General features: G+C 40.6%; 20 protein-coding genes. 11 read left to right on the plus strand and 9 right to left on the minus strand.

Features of this window, described 5'->3' with window-relative positions:
- The 3 genes from K1X76_00130 to K1X76_00140 all read right to left on the minus strand — a co-directional run bounded on the left by K1X76_00130 (window position 1) and on the right by K1X76_00140 (window position 2,661).
- Entirely contained in the window at window positions 1–915 is a 915-nt protein-coding gene (locus K1X76_00130) for a TIGR01777 family oxidoreductase (GenBank protein ID MBX7147463.1), read from the minus strand.
- Between the two features lie 178 nt (window positions 916–1,093).
- On the minus strand, window positions 1,094–1,687 hold the full coding sequence (gene pdxH / locus K1X76_00135; GenBank protein MBX7147464.1) for a pyridoxamine 5'-phosphate oxidase: 594 nt from the start codon (window positions 1,685–1,687) through the stop codon (window positions 1,094–1,096).
- Window positions 1,687–2,661, minus strand: coding sequence for a deoxyhypusine synthase family protein (locus tag K1X76_00140; GenBank protein MBX7147465.1), 975 nt, complete (start codon window positions 2,659–2,661; stop codon window positions 1,687–1,689). Before K1X76_00140 ends, pdxH begins: the two co-directional genes overlap by 1 nt.
- Before the next feature lie 203 nt (window positions 2,662–2,864).
- Here K1X76_00140 and K1X76_00145 point away from each other — a divergent pair, with 203 nt between their 5' ends.
- The gene (locus K1X76_00145; protein MBX7147466.1) at window positions 2,865–3,080 is read left to right on the plus strand and encodes a cold-shock protein; all 216 of its coding nucleotides are present in this window, start codon (window positions 2,865–2,867) and stop codon (window positions 3,078–3,080) included.
- Between the two features lie 69 nt (window positions 3,081–3,149).
- Here K1X76_00145 and K1X76_00150 read toward each other — a convergent pair whose 3' ends face one another.
- The 3 genes from K1X76_00150 to gyrA form a co-directional block, all read right to left on the minus strand.
- Window positions 3,150–4,826, minus strand: coding sequence for a sigma 54-interacting transcriptional regulator (locus K1X76_00150; protein ID MBX7147467.1), 1,677 nt, complete (start codon window positions 4,824–4,826; stop codon window positions 3,150–3,152).
- Window positions 4,827–4,949: 123 nt separating this feature from the next.
- Window positions 4,950–5,369 (minus strand): DUF192 domain-containing protein, encoded by a 420-nt coding sequence (locus tag K1X76_00155; GenBank protein ID MBX7147468.1) that lies wholly within the window; start codon window positions 5,367–5,369, stop codon window positions 4,950–4,952.
- Window positions 5,362–7,869 (minus strand): DNA gyrase subunit A, encoded by a 2,508-nt coding sequence (gene gyrA, locus K1X76_00160; GenBank protein ID MBX7147469.1) that lies wholly within the window; start codon window positions 7,867–7,869, stop codon window positions 5,362–5,364. The genes K1X76_00155 and gyrA overlap by 8 nt, the downstream gene beginning before the upstream one ends.
- A 543-nt stretch (window positions 7,870–8,412) precedes the next feature.
- Here gyrA and K1X76_00165 point away from each other — a divergent pair.
- The 4 genes from K1X76_00165 to K1X76_00180 all read left to right on the plus strand — a co-directional run bounded on the left by K1X76_00165 (window position 8,413) and on the right by K1X76_00180 (window position 10,995).
- The gene (locus K1X76_00165) at window positions 8,413–8,685 is read left to right on the plus strand and encodes an HU family DNA-binding protein (protein ID MBX7147470.1); all 273 of its coding nucleotides are present in this window, start codon (window positions 8,413–8,415) and stop codon (window positions 8,683–8,685) included.
- Between the two features lie 97 nt (window positions 8,686–8,782).
- Complete coding sequence (locus K1X76_00170; GenBank protein MBX7147471.1) at window positions 8,783–9,148, plus strand: hypothetical protein; 366 nt, start codon at window positions 8,783–8,785, stop codon at window positions 9,146–9,148.
- A gap of 54 nt (window positions 9,149–9,202) precedes the next feature.
- Window positions 9,203–10,108 (plus strand): squalene synthase HpnC, encoded by a 906-nt coding sequence (gene hpnC, locus K1X76_00175; GenBank protein ID MBX7147472.1) that lies wholly within the window; start codon window positions 9,203–9,205, stop codon window positions 10,106–10,108.
- A 5-nt stretch (window positions 10,109–10,113) separates the two neighbouring features.
- On the plus strand, window positions 10,114–10,995 hold the full coding sequence (locus K1X76_00180) for a squalene/phytoene synthase family protein (protein MBX7147473.1): 882 nt from the start codon (window positions 10,114–10,116) through the stop codon (window positions 10,993–10,995).
- A 17-nt stretch (window positions 10,996–11,012) separates the two neighbouring features.
- Here K1X76_00180 and K1X76_00185 read toward each other — a convergent pair whose 3' ends face one another.
- The gene (locus K1X76_00185; protein MBX7147474.1) at window positions 11,013–12,662 is read right to left on the minus strand and encodes a L,D-transpeptidase family protein; all 1,650 of its coding nucleotides are present in this window, start codon (window positions 12,660–12,662) and stop codon (window positions 11,013–11,015) included.
- 128 nt (window positions 12,663–12,790) lie between these two features.
- Between K1X76_00185 and K1X76_00190 the strand changes: the two genes are divergently transcribed.
- The 3 genes from K1X76_00190 to bioD are packed head-to-tail and all read left to right on the plus strand — an operon-like array spanning window position 12,791 to window position 15,982.
- Complete coding sequence (locus tag K1X76_00190) at window positions 12,791–13,597, plus strand: class I SAM-dependent methyltransferase (GenBank protein ID MBX7147475.1); 807 nt, start codon at window positions 12,791–12,793, stop codon at window positions 13,595–13,597.
- Window position 13,598: 1 nt separating this feature from the next.
- On the plus strand, window positions 13,599–15,296 hold the full coding sequence (locus tag K1X76_00195) for a glycosyltransferase family 39 protein (GenBank protein MBX7147476.1): 1,698 nt from the start codon (window positions 13,599–13,601) through the stop codon (window positions 15,294–15,296).
- Window positions 15,293–15,982 (plus strand): dethiobiotin synthase, encoded by a 690-nt coding sequence (bioD, locus tag K1X76_00200; GenBank protein ID MBX7147477.1) that lies wholly within the window; start codon window positions 15,293–15,295, stop codon window positions 15,980–15,982. Before K1X76_00195 ends, bioD begins: the two co-directional genes overlap by 4 nt.
- Here the strand turns inward: bioD and K1X76_00205 are convergent.
- Window positions 15,941–16,711: an RNA methyltransferase gene (locus K1X76_00205; protein MBX7147478.1), complete on the minus strand. Its 771-nt coding sequence runs from the start codon at window positions 16,709–16,711 to the stop codon at window positions 15,941–15,943. The genes bioD and K1X76_00205 overlap by 42 nt on opposite strands.
- Before the next feature lie 44 nt (window positions 16,712–16,755).
- Window positions 16,756–16,935, minus strand: coding sequence for a hypothetical protein (locus K1X76_00210; GenBank protein ID MBX7147479.1), 180 nt, complete (start codon window positions 16,933–16,935; stop codon window positions 16,756–16,758).
- A 225-nt stretch (window positions 16,936–17,160) separates the two neighbouring features.
- On the opposite strand from K1X76_00210, the gene folD reads away from it, so the two are divergent.
- From folD to K1X76_00225, 3 genes are read left to right on the plus strand one after another with little or no spacing between them, the layout of a single operon-like run.
- Window positions 17,161–18,009 carry a bifunctional methylenetetrahydrofolate dehydrogenase/methenyltetrahydrofolate cyclohydrolase FolD gene (gene folD / locus K1X76_00215; GenBank protein MBX7147480.1) on the plus strand — a complete coding sequence of 283 codons (849 nt, stop codon included), beginning with the start codon at window positions 17,161–17,163 and terminating at the stop codon, window positions 18,007–18,009.
- A gap of 47 nt (window positions 18,010–18,056) precedes the next feature.
- On the plus strand, window positions 18,057–18,311 hold the full coding sequence (locus K1X76_00220) for a type II toxin-antitoxin system Phd/YefM family antitoxin (protein MBX7147481.1): 255 nt from the start codon (window positions 18,057–18,059) through the stop codon (window positions 18,309–18,311).
- On the plus strand, window positions 18,308–18,679 hold the full coding sequence (locus K1X76_00225) for a transposase (protein ID MBX7147482.1): 372 nt from the start codon (window positions 18,308–18,310) through the stop codon (window positions 18,677–18,679). The genes K1X76_00220 and K1X76_00225 overlap by 4 nt, the downstream gene beginning before the upstream one ends.
- The last annotated feature ends 27 nt before the right edge of the window (window positions 18,680–18,706 follow it).

The following is an 18,706-nucleotide window of genomic DNA, read 5'->3' on the forward strand; positions in this document are numbered from 1 at the left end:
TTATGTTCGTAAGGGCACACGGCCGTGTGCCCCTACAAGACAATGTTGCAAACAATTTTCTAAATTTGGATATTGAAACTGAAACCCGACTTTTGTTAACACGTGCGGATATACACGCGTGCTACCCAATAATAAATTTTGAGCCATCTCGCCCAACGCTAGTTTTAAAGCAAAGCCTGGTACAGGTAAAACTGTTGGTCGCTTTAAAACCTTACCGAGCGTTGCGGTAAATTCTTTATTAGTCACAGGCTGTGGAGAAACCAAATTTACCGGACCTGTTATTTCTTTTTGCACAATAAATTGAAACGAATTTATCCAATCGTCCAAATCAATCCAGCTCATATATTGCTGGCCGCTCCCCACAACACCACCTGCCCCCATTTTAAACGGCAAGTACATTTTAGATAACGCACCACCTTTAAGACTCAACACAATACCCGTGCGTAAATAAGTGATAGGAACATTTTTTAAATGCTTAGTTTCATTTTCCCAGGCTACGCACACTTCTGGCAAAAAACCTGTGCCAGGTTCTGATTTTTCATCCAGCTTTTCATCACCACGCAACCCATAATAACCAATGGCCGAAGCTTGAAGATAATGTGCCGGTTTATTTTTAACTTTATTAAGAGCACCGCACAAAAGACGGGTAGATAAAATGCGGCTATCAATAATTTTCTTTTTTTGTTTATCGGTCCAGCGACCCGCGGCAATATTTTCACCGGAGAGATGAATAACAACATCGAAATTCTCAAGACTTTTTGGATCTAAAACTTGTTTTTCAATATCCCAAAAAATTTCGTTTTTATTTTTCGGCTGATGACGAACTAATTTATAAATTTGATCGTCAGGAAATGACTGGCTAATAGCCTGACCAATTAATCCCGAAGCACCTGAAATGAGAATTCGTCTCCCCATACTCACATAAACACACAAAAGTAGTAATCTTTGAATACTTTTTTATTTTTTTGTAAATATGCGTCTCACCAACAAGCCCTCACCCTGCCATCCAAAAGCCCATCTTCACAGAACTTGTGAGGGCGTCATCTAATAGACAGACTTCAGATTTACAAAAAAATAAAAAAGTATTCAAAGATTACGGATACAAACGCCCCACCACCCACTCCCCTTTTTCATTTTTACGATAGACAAAGCGATCGTGCAGGCGATACGGCTGCTCTATCCAAAATTCAATTTTAGAAGGATTTACTCTAAAACCACTCCAATGGGGCGGACGCGGAATTTCCTTACCCTTAAACTTTTCAGAAAATTCCTTAAAACGTTTCTCTAAAGTATCACGGCTATCTAACACTTCACTCTGAAGGGAAGCCCAGGCGCCAATTTGGCTATCTAAAGGACGGGAACGAAAATACTCATCGGCTTCAGCATCACTAACAACACTAACCTTACCTTTAATACGCACCTGTTTTTTTAATTTTTCCCAATAAAAATTAAGTGCTGCAACAGGATTCTTTTTTAAAGCGCGTCCTTTCGACGAATTAAAATTGGTAAAAAATACAAAACCATTTTCGTCAAAGCCTTTTAGTAAAACAGTGCGGATGTCTGGATACCCGTTATCATCAAGAGTAGCCAGCATCATAGCCTCGGGCATGGAAAGCCCTGCATTTTTTTTGGCTTCTTCAAACCATTGGCCAAATTGCACAATAGGATTTGGGTTGAGTGCACTCATTAATTTCCCAACACATAGTTAAAAACGAGCGGCGCTACAATGGATGCGTCCGATTCAATAATAAAACTGGGTGTGTCGATATTGAGTTTACCCCAAGTAATTTTTTCGTTCGGTACCGCACCGGAATAAGACCCGTATGATGTCGTAGAATCGGAAATTTGGCAAAAATAACTCCAGTAAGGTACATCGTGCCATTCCAAATCCTGGTACATCATGGGCACCACGCAGATGGGGAAATCGCCGGCAATACCACCACCAATCTGGAAAAAGCCAACGCCTTTTCCGGAAGAGTTTTGTTTATACCAATCGGCTAGCCACACCATGTATTCGATACCGCTCTTCATGGTAGACGCTTTGAGTTCTTTTTTAATGACGTACGAGGCAAAAATATTGCCCATGGTAGAATCTTCCCAGCCTGGCACAATGATGGGGATATTTTTTTCGGCCGCAGCCAGCATCCAAGAATTTTTAGGATCGATTTCGTAATATTGTTTTAATTCGCCCGAGAGCAAAATTTTGTACATGTACTCGTGCGGAAAATAACGTTCGTTCTTTGTTTCGGCATCTTTCCACACTTTATGGATATGCTTTTGCAAACGACGGAATGCTTCTTCTTCGGGAATACAGGTGTCGGTCACGCGGTTATAGTGATTTTCTAAAAGATCCCATTCTTGTTGTTTGGAAAGCTCTCGATAGCCCGGCACTCGCTTGTAGTGTGAGTGGGCTACCAGGTTCATGATATCTTCTTCCAGGTTAGCACCCGTACATGAGATGATTTTCACTTTATCCTGGCGTATCATTTCGGCAAACGAAATACCCAATTCGGCCGTACTCATGGCACCGGCCAGACTTACCAGCATTTTGCCACCTTGGTCTAAATGGGCAATCCAGCCATCGGCCGCATCACGCACCACAGCGGCATTAAAGTGTTTGTAATTTTTTTGGATAAACTGGGTAATGGGTCCTTTTGTCATATATTAGATCTCCTGTGTATGCCGTATGTAGGAAAAAACCCCAAAATGGTCCACTTTTTTTTAAAACTATCCATTTTTTATTTGACGTAAACCCCAAATCTTAATATCCACCCTGTTCTGTATCCTATATTGGATATAATCTCTCCTCCGATGGTTTGGAAGATGGATTGGGCATATTGCCCGTATTATTTAATGGAGTATCTATGAAAACACGCGGTCGCGTAAAATGGTTTAACGATTCTAAAGGTTTTGGTTTTATCGAGCAGGACAATGGCCAGGATGTATTTGTTCATTATTCAGCCATTGGTGGTGACGGTTATAAATCCCTCCAAGAAGGTCAGGAAGTTGAGTTTGAACTTCAAACTGGTGCTAAGGGCCCTATGGCTCAAAACGTAACCAAAGTTGAAGCTAACGCTTAATCTTTTAAACGTTTCTTAAAAATTGAGTTTAAAATTCCCGCTCTATAAGCGGCATGGTTTTTTGCGGCCTTATTCTGTCTCATCGGGGGCAATAAGGCCATAATCCCTTAGCCGTCTAAATAGCGTGGAACGGGCCATCCCTAAGGCTTCGGCGGCACGCGTGCGGTTACCCTGCACTTCGCGCAGCACTTCCAAAATCTTCTGCTTTTCCACCAAGGCTACATGATCAGGGGGAGGAGTAAAACTGGAAGATGCAGGCTCGGGGGACGCTACGCTTAATAGCTCAATATCCTGCGGCATAATTTGCGCCTGTGTGGCATATACCATACTGCGGCAAATAACATTGCGCAACTCGCGCACGTTGCCAGGCCATGGATAGCTAATAAGCTTGTCGCGCGCTTCAAACGATAGGGTTTTGCGATAAGATCCGGATTGTTTTGATAAAAAATGCTCGGCTAAAAGCAGCACATCTCCTACTCGCTCACGCAGTGGCGGCACAAAGAGTGGAATAACATGCAGGCGATAAAAGAGATCTTCTCTAAATTTTCCTTCTTTTACTTTTTCAGTTAAATTGCGGTGTGTAGCCGCCACAATACGCACATCTACTTTTATTTCTTCGGCACCCCCTACTCGGCGGATTGTGCCATTTTCCAAAACGCGCAAAAGCTTGGGCTGCAATTCTAACGGCAATTCGCCAATTTCATCCAAAAACAGGGTGCCGCCGTTTGCTTGTTCAAAGGCTCCCGTATGACGACTAATAGCCCCCGTAAAGGCTCCCTTTTCATGACCAAATAACTCGCTTTCAATCAAATTTGCCGAAATAGCACCGCAATTAAGGATAACATACGGTTTTTCACTGCGTGTAGAAAGACGATAAAGAGATTGTGCAATTAATTCCTTACCGGTACCCGATTCGCCCTGAATTAAAACGCTTAAATCGGTTGGGGCCACTTTTTGAATTTTTCCAAAAAGCACCTTCATAACAGAAGTAGTACCCACCATACCCATAAAAAAATCGTCGGTAACAGGCAAAATGGCTTCGGTTTGTTCTTTCCAGCGTATTGTAAGCTTGGTTTCACCAATACGGATAATATCGTCCGGTTTTAAACCAATATCACCCACGCGCGTATCATTTACATAAGTACCATTGGTTGATTTAAGATCGGTTAAAAAAATTCCAGAACTTGTAAATTTAAGTTCGCAATGTTTGCCCGATACGTAATCGTCTTTTAACAAAACATCCACACCCTCACGTGAGCCAATGGTAATTTTATTTTTTAAAATTTTTACCTCGCGAACACTCCCGGCCTCGTCCAATACTAATAGAGGTTTTTCTACCAGTAATTGATTCCCCAAATCGGCAAGCTTAATAATTTTGGTGGGGGCTTCGGCCGTATGTGGTGTTAACTGGGTAGATAGACGGGTTGACACCTCCATGCGTAAATCTTCGTCATCTTGCGTGCGTGCTTCAAAAACAAATTCCCAGGCACCTGCTTTAATACTATCGCCATGATGAAGCATGGCTTCATCGCCAATAGATTTTTGATTAATAAAAATTTTTCCGCCGCTTTTATCTTTAACACGCGCACTATCGGCCGATAAAAAAAGGGTGAAATGATTTTTAGATAGCTCTTGGTCGTGCAGCGACAAATCACAATCGGGTGCACTACCCACTTTAAAAATACCGGGAGGCAAATTAATTTTAAAAAGGGATTTAGCCTCTTTTTTAACGGATAAGCCTGGCATAAGCCTTGTGTCTAGCTGCGAGGTTTTGATTTAGCAAGATAGTTTTACGCAATTGGATGGAAAAGTGATAACAAAAATGACGCACCGTGGATAAACTTTTATCCCTTCTTAACAGGGAATTTCTTATTTTTCAAAGCTAACTAAATCGCCCTCTTTAAGTCCCCACACATGACTGCTTCCTCCGTTGACTTCCAGCACATAACGGTAAGATTTTGGTGAGCTAATATAATCGAGCGATAAGGGTTTGGCGTAAGGGGCTATGTGTACAATTTGTTTAGCGGAATTAATAAAAATTATATCGAGAGTAAGCGGGGTATTTTTCATCCAAAATGAATTGTGCACATCTTCCTGCCACACAAAAAGCATGCCGCTAAATTTACCCAAAGATTCGCGAAACATCAGTCCCTTTTCGCGCGCTTCAGGGGTATCGGCTATTTCTGCGCTAACAACTTTATCCCCTACAATAACCTTAACTTGAGCATTTCCAAAACAGGCCGTAGAAAAGAGAAGAATACAAAATAATATTTTTACCGATTTACTCACTACCTTCCTCAGAAATAGCTTCGGGTGGTAAATCAGCTGCAGTTTCAATGGGAGCGGCTACAGCCACTTCATCGTCACTTTCGGCAACTTTAGCAACCGATACAACTTTTTCGCCGGTTTCTAAACGTACTAACCGTACACCCTGGGTATTACGTCCCATGTCGGAAATTTGCTTCACATGCATGCGGATAATACGGCCCAAGGTAGTAATCAGCATAATGTCGTCAGTTTCAATCACTTCCAAAACACCCACCACATTGCCGGTTTTATCGGTGGTTTTCATGGTAATAATGCCACTTCCACCACGACCCTGACAACGATACTCGTCGGTGGAGGTTCTTTTACCATAACCCAATTCCGATACAGTAAGCATGCTGGCACCTGTAGAAACAACATCCATGCTTACAACACGGTCGCCATTGCCAAGAGAAATACCACGCACGCCGGTAGCTACACGCCCCATGTTACGCACGTCTTCTTCTTTAAAACGAATGGTTTGGCCTTGTAGGGTAGAAATCATCACATCGTTTTTATTATGTGTTACACGCACCATGACTAATTCATCGCCATCGTCAATAGAAATGGCAATAATACCACCGGCACGCGGGTTGGAATAAGCCAATAGCTCGGTTTTTTTAACCGTCCCGTTTTTAGTCACAAACACAATGCTTTCGGCCGCCTCAAAATTTTTAATGGGCATAATCGCCGCCACTTTTTCGTTAGGCTGAAGCGTAATAAGATTGGCAATTGATTTACCCTTGGCGGCGCGGCCGGCCTGGGGAATTTCATGTACACGCACCCAATGCAAGCGACCCAGCGATGTAAACACCAGCATATAGCTATGTGTGCTGGCAATAAAAAGCTGTTCTACAAAATCTTCTTCGCGCGTAGCCATACCCATTTTACCTTTACCACCACGGTTTTGTGCACGGTAAATGGCACTGGGGTTACGCTTAATAAAACCTTGATGACTAACAGTAACCACCATTTCTTCTTCTTGGATAAGATCTTCAACAGAAATATCATCTAAGGAACCAGCCAACAATTCGGTACGGCGGGGATCGGCATATTTGGCTTTAATTTCTTTTAATTCATTGGTGATAATTTCAAATACCAGTTTTTCGGACGCCAAAATTTCACGCAGTTTGCCAATTAAGGTTAATACTTCTTTATACTCATTAATAATTTTATCCCGTTCAAGCCCCGTTAAGCGTTGCAGGCGCATTTCCAAAATGGCCTGAGCCTGAATTTCGGTTAATCCAAAGCGGGCACACAAGCCGCTTTTGGCTTCAAGAGGATTGGGTGCTTTTTTAATAAGCGCAATCACTTCGTCGATATTTTCAACAGCAATTTTAAGACCTTCTAAAATATGAGCCCGACGAAGCGCTTCTTCCAGTTCAAAATGTGTGCGACGCAAAACAACTTCTTTGCGGTGCGACACAAAAAGAAGTAGCATGTCTTTTAAATTTAAAATTTTAGGCTGACCGTCTACAATAGCCAACATAATCACGCCAAACGAACTTTGCATGGCGGTATGTTTGTACAGTTGATTAAGCACAACTGAACTTGCGGCCGCTTTTTTAAGCTCAATCACCACGCGCAAGCCTTCGCGGTCGGATTCGTCGCGAATTTCGCTAATTCCTTCAATTTTATCTTCGTGCACTAGGTTTGCAATCGACTCAATAAGGCGCGCTTTATTAACCTGAAACGGAAGTTCGGTAATCACAATCATTTCGCGCTCGGCCTTATTCATGGGTTCAATGGTGGCTTTGGCGCGCATCTGCAAAATACCACGACCGGTGCGGTAAGCCTGATGAATACCACCCAAACCATGTATTTGAGCGCCGGTAGGGAAATCGGGGCCTGGCACAATTTTAATTAATTCTTCAATAGTCACATCGGGCTTATTAATAACGGCCACCAGCGCATCAATCACTTCACCTAAATTATGGGGAGGAATTTTGGTAGCCATCCCCACAGCAATACCGTCGGAACCGTTAATTAAAAGATTAGGAACTTTTGTAGGAAGTACGGTGGGTTCTTCGGTAGACGTATCAAAATTAGGGGTAAATTCGACAGTATTTTTGTCGATGTCGGCCATCATTTCTTCAGCCAAACTCATCATTTTACATTCGGTGTAACGGTAAGCAGCAGCCGAATCACCATCGATGGAACCAAAGTTACCTTGCCCATCAATTAAGGGGTAACGCATGTTCCATTCTTGCGCCATGCGAACAAGAGAATCATAAACAGCCGAATCGCCATGAGGGTGATATTTTTTAAGCACTTCCCCCACCACACCGGCGCATTTTGAATAACGCTTGGAAGACAGGAGACCCTCACGAAACATGGCATAAAGGATTCTCCGATGAACCGGTTTTAAACCGTCACGGATATCAGGTAGCGCACGGCCTACAATCACGCTCATGGCGTAATCGAGGTAAGAGTGCTTCATTTCATCTTCAATGTTAATGCTTTGAGTTTCTTTTGTAAGGGTCATGGGCGTCTATTTTTACGAGTGAAAATTGATCAATTTTTATAGAAATTTATGCCCCAAAAGTCAATTGTGAAAGAGAGGTTTTTAACTTTATTTTCAACTCTTTTTCTCCTCTTAAACACCCAAAATCAGAAGGACTGGGTTGTATTTAAAAATTTGAGAAAACGTGTGGCCAACCTTATAAGCCCTCACTCCACCACCCAAAAGACTCGTTTCCCAGCAATGGTGAGGGCGTCATCTAATAGACAGCCTCCACGTTTTCTCAAATTTTTAAATACAGCCCAGTCCAATGCACTGCGTCAACTGAACAAAAGTGTTCAAACTGGCAAATTCGCATGTTTTCTGCATTTGCGGGCGTTAAAAAAATACATGGCCCGCATTATTAATCTTGACTTTGGTTTGCCGTTCGCTATCCTTTTCAAACTTCAACATTTTTCTTCGTGCAAAAATTTTTTCCCACGAAGATTACAGGGCTTCTTGCATAACGCTTAAGCCTAACCGGGCAATACGTTATACAAAAAGACCAATACCTTAAGGAGGTAACAAATGACTAAAGCCGAACTGATCGATCAGATCGCAAATGAAGCTGAATGTTCCAAGGCTCAAGCCGAAAAAGCCTTGAACGCCGCTACCGACTCTATTGCCAAGTGCCTTAAAAAGGGTGGTAAAATTACCTTAACCGGTTTTGGAACTTTCTCGGTTTCTAAACGTAAGGCCCGTATTGGCCGTAACCCTCAAACCGGCGCCGAAATTAAAATTAAGGCTACCCGTGTTCCTAAATTTAAGGCCGGTCAGGCTTTAAAAAGTCTTGTTAGCTAATAAGACTGAAATTGTGTTACAATAAGGGCGTCCTTTCAAAAGGACGCCCTTTTTTTATAGGACCCCTGTCTCACAAGGGAAAAGGCATAAAAAGTAAATGACATCTAAAGATAAAAAAGATTTTGACTGGAAAGAAGGCGCAAAGCTTAAAGGTGACGACTACGACGCCCTGGGTGACGTACGCACAACCGGCTTTACCAAGCTTGCCGATGGTATTTATGCCGACCCCGAAGCCCGCAAAAAAGCTCGTACTCAAAAACTAAACAAAGCCCCCAAAATAAAAGACGGTGAATTTATTTTTGAAGAAACCGAATCGGGATTATCGGGTAATTTCACACCAACAAACGCCGAAAAATATCTTAAAAAAGAAGGCAAATTTAAAGGTATCCGCCAGTTTGACGATACATCCGTTTCTGGTTCTTACGATAAAATCGACAAAACTGAAAAATCAAAAAAGCCTTAGCCCAATATTTTCCCCTATTGATTTAAAACTCCACATTGCCTATAGCTTCGCACTATGAATGCTCCCACGCTTCATTCTGCAAGCCCTACGCCTCCCCAAAAGCCATCTGTATCGCTGGCCGAGGCTTATACCTTTTGCCTAAAATTGGCTCAGGGCCATTATGAAAATTTTCCTGTAGCTTCTTTTATTTTACCTAAAAAAATTCGTAAGCCGGTTGCCGCTATTTATGCCTTTTCACGAACGGCCGACGATTTTGCCGATGAAAAGGAACATGAAGGTTTGCGGATGGAAAAATTAAAGGACTGGGAAAAAGAATTAAAAACAATGGATTCTTCCCAAAACCCCATTTTTATTGCCTTAAACGACACGGTTAAAAATTTTAATGTGCCCGTATCGTTATTGTCTGATCTTCTAACCGCTTTTAAAATGGATGTAACCGTAAACCGTTACAATAATTTTGAACAACTCTTAAACTATTGCCGCTATTCGGCCAATCCCGTAGGGCGTTTAGTTCTTACAATTATGGGGTATCCGGCTCCCAAGTTTATGGAGTATTCCGATTATATATGTACCGCTTTGCAACTGGCCAACCATTGGCAAGATGTTGGTATTGACGTTGATAAAAACCGCGTGTATCTCCCGCACGAAGATATGCTGCGCTTTGGCTATACCGAAAATGATCTTTTGGCTAAACGCTATAATGTGCAATTTAAGAGGTTAATGAGTTTTGAAGTAGAACGCGCTATGGAACTTTTTGAGCAAGGAAAGCCTTTATGCGCTCTCTTACCTGGCCGTTTAGGTTTTGAAATACGTCTCACCTGGTTGGGTGGCGTGAGTATTCTTAAAAAAATAAAGGAAGTAGATGGTGACGTTTTTAACCATCGTCCACAGCTCACTAAAATGGAAATGGCTAAACTTGCGTTTAACGCCTTGAGCCGAAACCACTTTAAAGGTATATAAACAACATGACTTCTAAAGTTGAAATACTTCCTAGCGATGAAGCCTTAAGTGGCCTGCCCAACGCAGCTACCATTACAGCCAGAGCCAAATCTAATTTTTCAAGTGCCTTTATTTTTTTGCCAGCCGAAAAACGCCTTGCCATGAAGCGCGTATACGCTTTTTTTAGAGTTATTGACGATGTAGTCGATGAAGAACCCAATCCACTTCGCCAAAAAACCTTAATTGATTCGTGGAAACGTGAACTAGACAACACCTATAAAGGCACTACTATCGTTCCCTTACTTCAGGAACTTAAGGAATCTATCGATCGATTTCATATTCCAAAAGATTATTTTTTAAAGCTCATTGAAGGCTGTGAAATGGATATCACCAAAACTCGTTATGAAACTTTTGAGGAATTATACGAGTACTGCTACCGGGTTGCATCCATGGTGGGGCTTGTGTGTATGAAAATTTTTGAATTTGAAAGCCCTACATCTCAAAAAACAGCAATCGATTTGGGAATTGCCTTACAACTCACCAATATTATTAGAGACGTAGGTGTAGATTATTTTACCAAAGGCCGTATTTATTTGCCGTATGACGATTTAAAACGTTTTGGGATTACGGCTAACGATATTGAAAATAAAACAATGACACCCCCATTGCGTGCACTTCTTAATTTTCAATACGAACGGGCTGTACGTTATTACGAAAGCGGTGTGTCGGAATTTAACAACGATAAGCACAACAAACTACTGGCTGCCCGTATTATGGCCAGCGTTTACCGCACCATTTTAGAAAAAATTCGCAAAAAAGATTATCCTGTGCTCGAACCCAAACCTCTTAAGCTTAGCTTTACCCGAAAAATGCTTATTTTGGCCCGTGTAATGCTTTTTTCGCACTAAATGAACTGCTCTGTAATTTACTTAGAATCCCCAAACGATTTAGCCAAAACAGTATCGTATTTGTAAATATCGTTCCCAAATTTAAGAATACCGTCATCATCCACCCAGGCAGTTTGGTAAAAAAGATGGATGGGCACGTGATGTTTCAGTGGCACGGTGGTAAGCGCACCGCCGCTCATGGCTTTAATTTTTTTCATATCCCAGCCTTTTACATCACGTAAAATCCACTCGGCCATTTCCATGGGTTTTTCAATACGAATACAACCCGAACTAAAGGCTCGTACACCACCTTTAAACAAATTGTGGTCGTTGGTATCGTGCAAATAAACATCTTCCCCATTGGGAAAAATAAATTTGATGGTCCCTAAAGCATTATCGGTACCCGGACGCTGCACAATGCGATAATTAAAATTATCTTCATTTACATTTTTCCAATCAATTGTTGCAGGATCTACCTCGGTTACATTTCCGTTATCGGTGGTATATACTTTCATCCCCATATTTTTTAAAAAATCGGGATTGTTTTGAATTTTGGATAGTTTGTCTTTAACAGCGATACTTTTGGGAACTGTCCATGTGGGGTTAAACACTACAAACTCAATTTCATCGCTAAAAAGAGGCGTTTTCCTGTCGGGACGGCCGGCAATCACGTTCATACCTAAGCGGGTACTCTCGCCATCTTTTACCTTAAGATAAAAACCCGGGATATTTACAAACACATAAGGACGTGAGGTGTCGGGTCTAAAACCACGCAAACGATCAAGACTAATACGGATACGTGCTAATTTTTGTTCGGGTGTTAAATTAAGCGCTTCTAAAGTTCCGCCACCAATCACACCATCCGGAGGCAAGGCATGTACTTCCTGAAACTTTTTTACCGCTATAACCAAATTATCATCGTAGGTGGTGGAGGCGTTATCAGCTTTTAAATAGCCTTCGGCCTGCAGACGTTTGCGGACTTCACGGATACGTAAATCGCGCATACCTGGTTCTAACTTGGCACCACCGGCCACTTTGGGCCACTCCATTTTAGGATAAGTTTTTAATACCCGTAAATATGCTTCTTTAAGCGTTCTATAGTCACGACTATTAGGTAACAATTCATTAAGGGCTGTACGGACAGCCCCATTTTGGGCATCCGTTAAAAATTGAACATAGTTGAATGAGTTTGCATTTTTTACCCATTCCACTTTAGAGCCAACTCGTGGAAAAAGACCAAAACGATAAGCCGAAGTAAGAGCAAAAAATGCATCCGTCATCAGAACATCGGCTTTGGCCATAGATTCGGGGTTTACTTTTTTACCGCTTGATTTGAGATAATCTTCTAAAATTTTTTTATGAAACAGAGAAAATCCCAAACCTTCATTTGCAGATTCATTGAGAATGCGTAAAAGATCTATTCCTTTACGTGTTAATCTTCCTTCAAAAAACCAGGCTGGTAAATGCCCTCGGCTTTCGTAAAAACTTTTTACTAAACTCAACGCTTTAAGCGAGGCATCCAATTTTTTGGAATTATTGATAACAGTAGAAATTTCTTTAGCACCATCAGAGTCATTTTGTGCAAAAACAGGTGAGATAGTACCGGCAATGATTATGAAACAAAAAATATACTTTTTTAAACTGCCTAAAACAAACTGCCTGGAACCATAAAGGAATTTTTTATACATATAATAATAAATTATTGATGAGGGTTTTTTTAAAAAATAAACCAACCATATCCTTAAATTATAACAATGGTCAAGATTGCATAATTTTTCAATTGCACCCCTAAAAACGTGGTGTTAGGCCTTTTTCAATGACCTATTTTTTATCACTCTGCGAGTATATTTTCTTACGTTTAGTCAGACGCTTTTTCTTTACCGACAATGTGTTAGTGAAAGTTGGCAAATTGCTCCCTTACTACAGGGTCAATAGAGGGCAATCTAATTTTAAAAAATTAGTGGATGATTATGAGAGGCATTTAAAGAGTGTAAACAGTTCCCTCCAAAATAAATCTGTTCTCGAAATAGGTATAGGGAGTACTAATGCCAATGGATACGAAATTATTGCTCGCAACGCAGCCTTTTATTATGGGCTTGAACCTTATAGAAGCTTGGATATTTTACAAAATCAGCATGCCCTAACACTTTTACAAAACGAGCATCCCGATAAAACCCTTTTATTTGAAAACTGCACTTCCCGCATCACATCATTTAAAGAAATAAAACCTAATTCAATTGATATTGTTCTTTCCAGTTCTGTTTTAGAACATGTAGAAAACAATAAACTTTTGTTTGAAAATATTAAAAAATGCCTTAAACCAGACGGTATCATGATTCACCAGGTAGATTATCGCGATCATTTTTTTAAATACCCCTACCATTTTCTTATTTTTTCAAAAAAAATATGGAATACTTTTTTAAACCCGGGTGATTTGTATCGGTATAGGCTAGATGACCACATTAAAATACTTGATGAGTTAGAATTTAAAACAAAAATACTGTCCAAACAAAGTTTAGAAAATGATTTTATAAAAATAAAAAAACACATAAACCCTCTTTTTCAAGGTTATTCTGAAGAATCATTAAAAACATCAGAGGCAGTTCTTTGTTCTCACTGTTAGTATGACAAACAAAATATATAAATCTTTGTCTCTTACTTTAGGCTCTATTCTCATTCTTCACATTATTTTGTCTATCCCCAGTTTTTGGGTGCCCTTTTACAAGGTAGACGAACTCACAAACGCTATTTATGCCCGTTTAATTGTTAATCATGAATTAAGCTTAAAAGACTTTTTAGGAAGCACTTATTTTTTCACTCATTATTTTTACGCTCTCATTTTTCGCTTAATCGATAACAATTCTCTTATTCCTGTACATATAGCTCATTGTCTTTGGAAATGCGGAACAATCACAGGCTTATATTTAGCCGGGAGTGAACTGAAAGATAAAAAAACAGGACTTTACGCTGCACTTTTTTATACCGTTTATAATTGGTGTTTTATGAGTAAAGACTTTCATACTCCCAGCGCCGAAAGCTTATCACTTTTACCTGCCAGCTTTACCGCCTATTTTTTATTTAAGGGCCTGCGCTTAAGTCAGCCTTATCTTTTTTTTATAACAGGAATTTTTTGTGGAATGGCGGCTCTTTTTAAAGCCCCCATGGGAATTACTTTAGTAGCACTTAATTTAGTTTTTATTTTTTATCATCAAAACAGAATTAAATCATTCTTGCTTCTTAATATAGGTTTTATTCTTACCTATTTATCTCCCACAATTTTTTATGGCGATGTGGTGGAAGGCTTTAAAATAGTTTTTGCCACGCTGTACGATACTAAAACAGCCTACATGTCGTACCACAAAGACTCGTTTATTTATTGGGGAATAAAGTTTTTATTACGCACCATGCTTATTTTTGCTTCAACTTTTGGCATGAGCTTTTTGGCGGTATATGCCATTCGTTTTTTATTTAAAAACAAAAATAAAAATTCTCAATGGATCCATGTATGGTTTCTTACGTTGTGGTTATTATTTTTGTGGTACGACGCGACGCTTGGAAAAAGAATTTTCTTTTACTACTTTAAATTTATGTTGGTACCACTATCTCTTATGGCAGCTCTTAGCATTACTTCGTTAGATCATATTACAAAAAATACCACTTTCTCGTTTAAAACATCCCGCTTTATTAAAAAGCATTTGGCTTATTTTATGCTTATTCCGCTCATTGGTTTTTCGGTTGAAGGCGCTTTTAATTTTTCTACCAAAGCAGTTATTCCTTTTAATTTTACACCGGCTATTGACTACATCAAAAGCACTACAAAACCCGACGATAAAATTTTTGTTTGGGGCTATATTCCGCAGCTTTATTTTTATACCAATAGAGAACCCGCCTCTACCTTTTTTTGGAGCGATGTATTGGCAGGCTCTTCCCCCGGTTCGCCTGCCATGGAGTATATTCATGCTACCGGCAATAATTTAACCCTAAGTGAAAAGCTCACCAAAGACATGGTGCCATTTTCTTTTTCCGAAGAAGAAGCCGAAAAAATTGATCATCATTCTCTGAGTAAAGTATCGGATAACGACTTATTTACGGTAAATGAGCTTTTGGGGCGTATTGATAATGATCATTGGAAAAAGGTTTTTGATGATTTTTTTAAGCATCCCCCTGTTCTTTTTATTGATACAGCCCCTCTTAATTACCGCGGCTTTGGTTATTACCCCATTTCAAACTATGAACTGTTAAAACGTTTTATTGCCGATAATTATGTGTACGACTCTACGGTAAGCGGCATGCCCATTTATAGGCTTAAAAATAACCTATGAAAGAAACTAAGATTAAAAGTGCGTTTATCTGCGGCACCGACACAGGGGTAGGTAAAACCATCATCACCGCCTCAATGGCCGCCGCCTCTTTAAAAAAGGGGCAGCCCGTTGCCGTTTATAAACCGCTCGAATCGGGTCGTGCCCGTGCTGATAGTACTTTGCTTAAAAAAATGTCGGGAATGAATGAAAAATTAAGCGAGATCAACACTTTCTTTTTCAAAAACCCGCTAGCGCCGGGTGTGGCTGCGGAGATAGAAAAGAAAAATGTGTCGCTCACGGCAATTAAAAAGCAATTTAAAGTATTAGAAAAAAAGTACGGAACGGTTTTAGTGGAGGGAGCTGGCGGGCTGATTGTGCCTGTATGGAAAAATAAAACAAATTTGGATTTAATTAAGTTTTTGGATATCCCGGTAATCCTCGTTGGCCGATTGGGATTGGGAACTATTAATCATACGCTTTTAACGCTTGAACATTTAAAACGAAACAAAATTAAAGTAGCGGGTGTCATTTTGAATCAAACTACAAAGAAAATAGGACTGGCGGAAAAAACAAATCCTGAAATTCTTAAAAAAATGGGGGTTAAGCTGTGGGGGATTTTTCCTTATTTGCAAAAAATTGATCAGAAAACTCTGGCCCTTCACGGTTCACTCTTCACCCTTCAATTTCTTCCACCCCGAAGGCCGTAATATTCTTCTACAAATCCCGCGTAAAATCGTCACTTCGCGATTGAGCAAACCTGCACGGTTAAAAATATTGCGCAAATCACGCATGATATGGTTGGGGTTTTGAGGGTGTAAAAAATCGATATGCAAGAGTGCTTCCTGCAGGTGGGCATATAACCCCTCTTTGCTTTTAACAGTGGCACTTTGTGCTTCTTTTTCTTCAACGGGGCTTAATTTCTTTTTTAAACTTGGTTTGGCCCCTAAAAACATCATTCTTAATTCATATAAAACTACAACCAACGCATGCGATAAATTAAGCGATGAAAATTCTTCGGATGACGGGATTTCAACAACAGCATCACATAATAAAAGTTCTTCGTTGGATAAGCCTCTATCTTCGGGCCCAAAAACCAAAGCAATGGACCGTGGCTTTTTAAAGGCCTTAATTGTTTGCGCCAATTCGCGCGGATCTTGAGTAGCAATCCGTATATCTTTTAACTTGCCTGAGGTACCAACAACAAAATCGCACGAGGCTAAAGCCTCCGGTAATGTGGCATAAAGTTTTGCTTTTTTAAGTACATCCTGGGCTTTTACAGAGCGATCGAGGGCTTCTGCTGCAAGATGGGAGGCTTCCGGGCTTACCAAACGCAAATCGCTAAAACCCATATTTTTAATGGCCCTTGCACAAGCACCAATATTTCCCGCATGCTTGGGGCCCATCAGCACAATACGAATGGAATGAGGTAAAGACATGTTTTGCCCGTATATCCAAGTTGATGAGGAATGCAAAGAAAGGATTAATGCACCACGCGGTCGGCGGGCATCGTTACTTTTTTGGGAGCTTTTGGTGCAGCTGGCTTGCCATCCAAAATATTTTCCAAGCGGCTTAAATCGTCGTTTAATTTTTTCAGATCGTCACAGATGGCATTCTGCATTTGCTGCACTTCCTGCAAATGCCGATAAACCCTGAGAATCATATTTAAAACAAGAGGTTCTAACATACACGTATACCGTCAATCTTGAACAATAAGGCTTTCTTTTGTTTATTTATAAAAATGCCTACAGATGAACGATGCCCCAACATATCGGCACTGCGTTAAAAAAGTTGCTAAGTTTTTTAAATTTTTTGAAAAAAGCTGTAAGTACTGGAATTACTCATGATTTTTGTTGACGATTTGGGGGCATAAAATTATGCATCCTGTATGGCTCAAATCATCGACGGAAAAGCACTCTCCCAGCAGGTAAGAAACGATATTAAAACGAGAGTAAGCGAACTTAAAAATACAAAAAACATCACACCGGGGCTTGCCACCATCCTTGTAGGCGAAGACCCCGCCAGCCAAGTTTATATCAACAGCAAAAATAAAATGTGTGTGGAAGCCGGCATGGCCTCGTTCCATGAACATTTACCAGCCGATACGTCCGAAGCCGATTTGCTCAAACTGATTGATAAACTCAACAACGATAAAAACGTGCACGGCATTTTAGTACAGCTGCCTCTTCCTAAACAGATTAATGCCGATCGTGTGCTGGAAGCCATCGATCCCAAAAAAGACGTAGATGGTTTTCATCCAATCAATGTTGGTAATCTGGTTGTCGGTAAAAAATGTTTAAAACCCTGCACCCCCTACGGGATGATTAAAATGCTCGAGTCGATCAACTACGATTTAAGCGGTAAACACGCGGTGGTGATTGGCCGTAGTAATATTGTAGGTAAACCCATTGCGCTGATGCTCTTGGAAAAAAACGCGACGGTCACAATCTGTCATTCACGCACGCCCGATATTGCTTCTGTTGTAAGACAAGCCGATGTGGTGGTGGCCGCTGTGGGCCGTGCTCAATTTGTAAAAGGGGACTGGATTAAAAAAGGCGCTGTTGTGCTCGATGTCGGCATCAACCGTTTAGAGTCCGGCAAACTGGTAGGAGATGTTGATTACGAAGCAGCCTCTCAAAACGCCAGCGCCATCACCCCCGTCCCCGGCGGCGTGGGGCCCATGACGATTGCGATGCTCTTGTATAATACGGTGGAAGCAGCTGGAAACACTCTATAAATCAGCCCTTTACTTCAGCATGCCACTCATGTACATTGTACATAGTTATGAAACATTACTCCGCAACCGAAGCCCGCAAAAACTTTTTTAGCCTTCTGGACGATGCCTTGGAAGGCAACAAGGTTTATATTGAAAGAGAAGGGCACGTTTTGGAGCTTTTGCCAAAAAAGAAAAAAACCAAAAAACTTTCTTATAAAAAATTCTTCCTTTCTTCTCCTTCCGTTGATGATGCCGATACCTGGGGCTGGGAATGGAAACCTGATAGTGGACTTCATTTTATTAACAAAAAAAGAAAAAAATGAAGACCGTCCTTCTTGATACGCATATCCTCATTTGGCTCTTAAGCGATTCTTCCAAACTCAAAAACCTTTCGTGGCTTAGAAAGCCTTCGTATTATACAGTTTCACCTGTTTCTCTTCTGGAATTAAAATTTTTAAATGAATGCGGAAGGCTCAATTTATCGCTCGAATCTCTAATCAAGCAATTACAAAAAGATGAAACCTACCATATCGACTCGGTTGATCTGTCCACCATATGCTTTGCAGCCTTTAATCTAGAATGGACCAGAGATCCTTTTGACAGGCTAATAACAGCTCATAGTCTGGCCAAAAAAATACCCTTGGGAACCTGCGATAACCTGATTTTAAAAAACCACAAGCTTTTGGCTTAAATAAGATCCTTCTTTCTTGCCATGCCC

It is taken from the genome of bacterium (assembly GCA_019695305.1).
In the GTDB taxonomy this organism is placed as follows: Bacteria; UBA10199; UBA10199; order UBA10199; family JAIBAG01; genus JAIBAG01.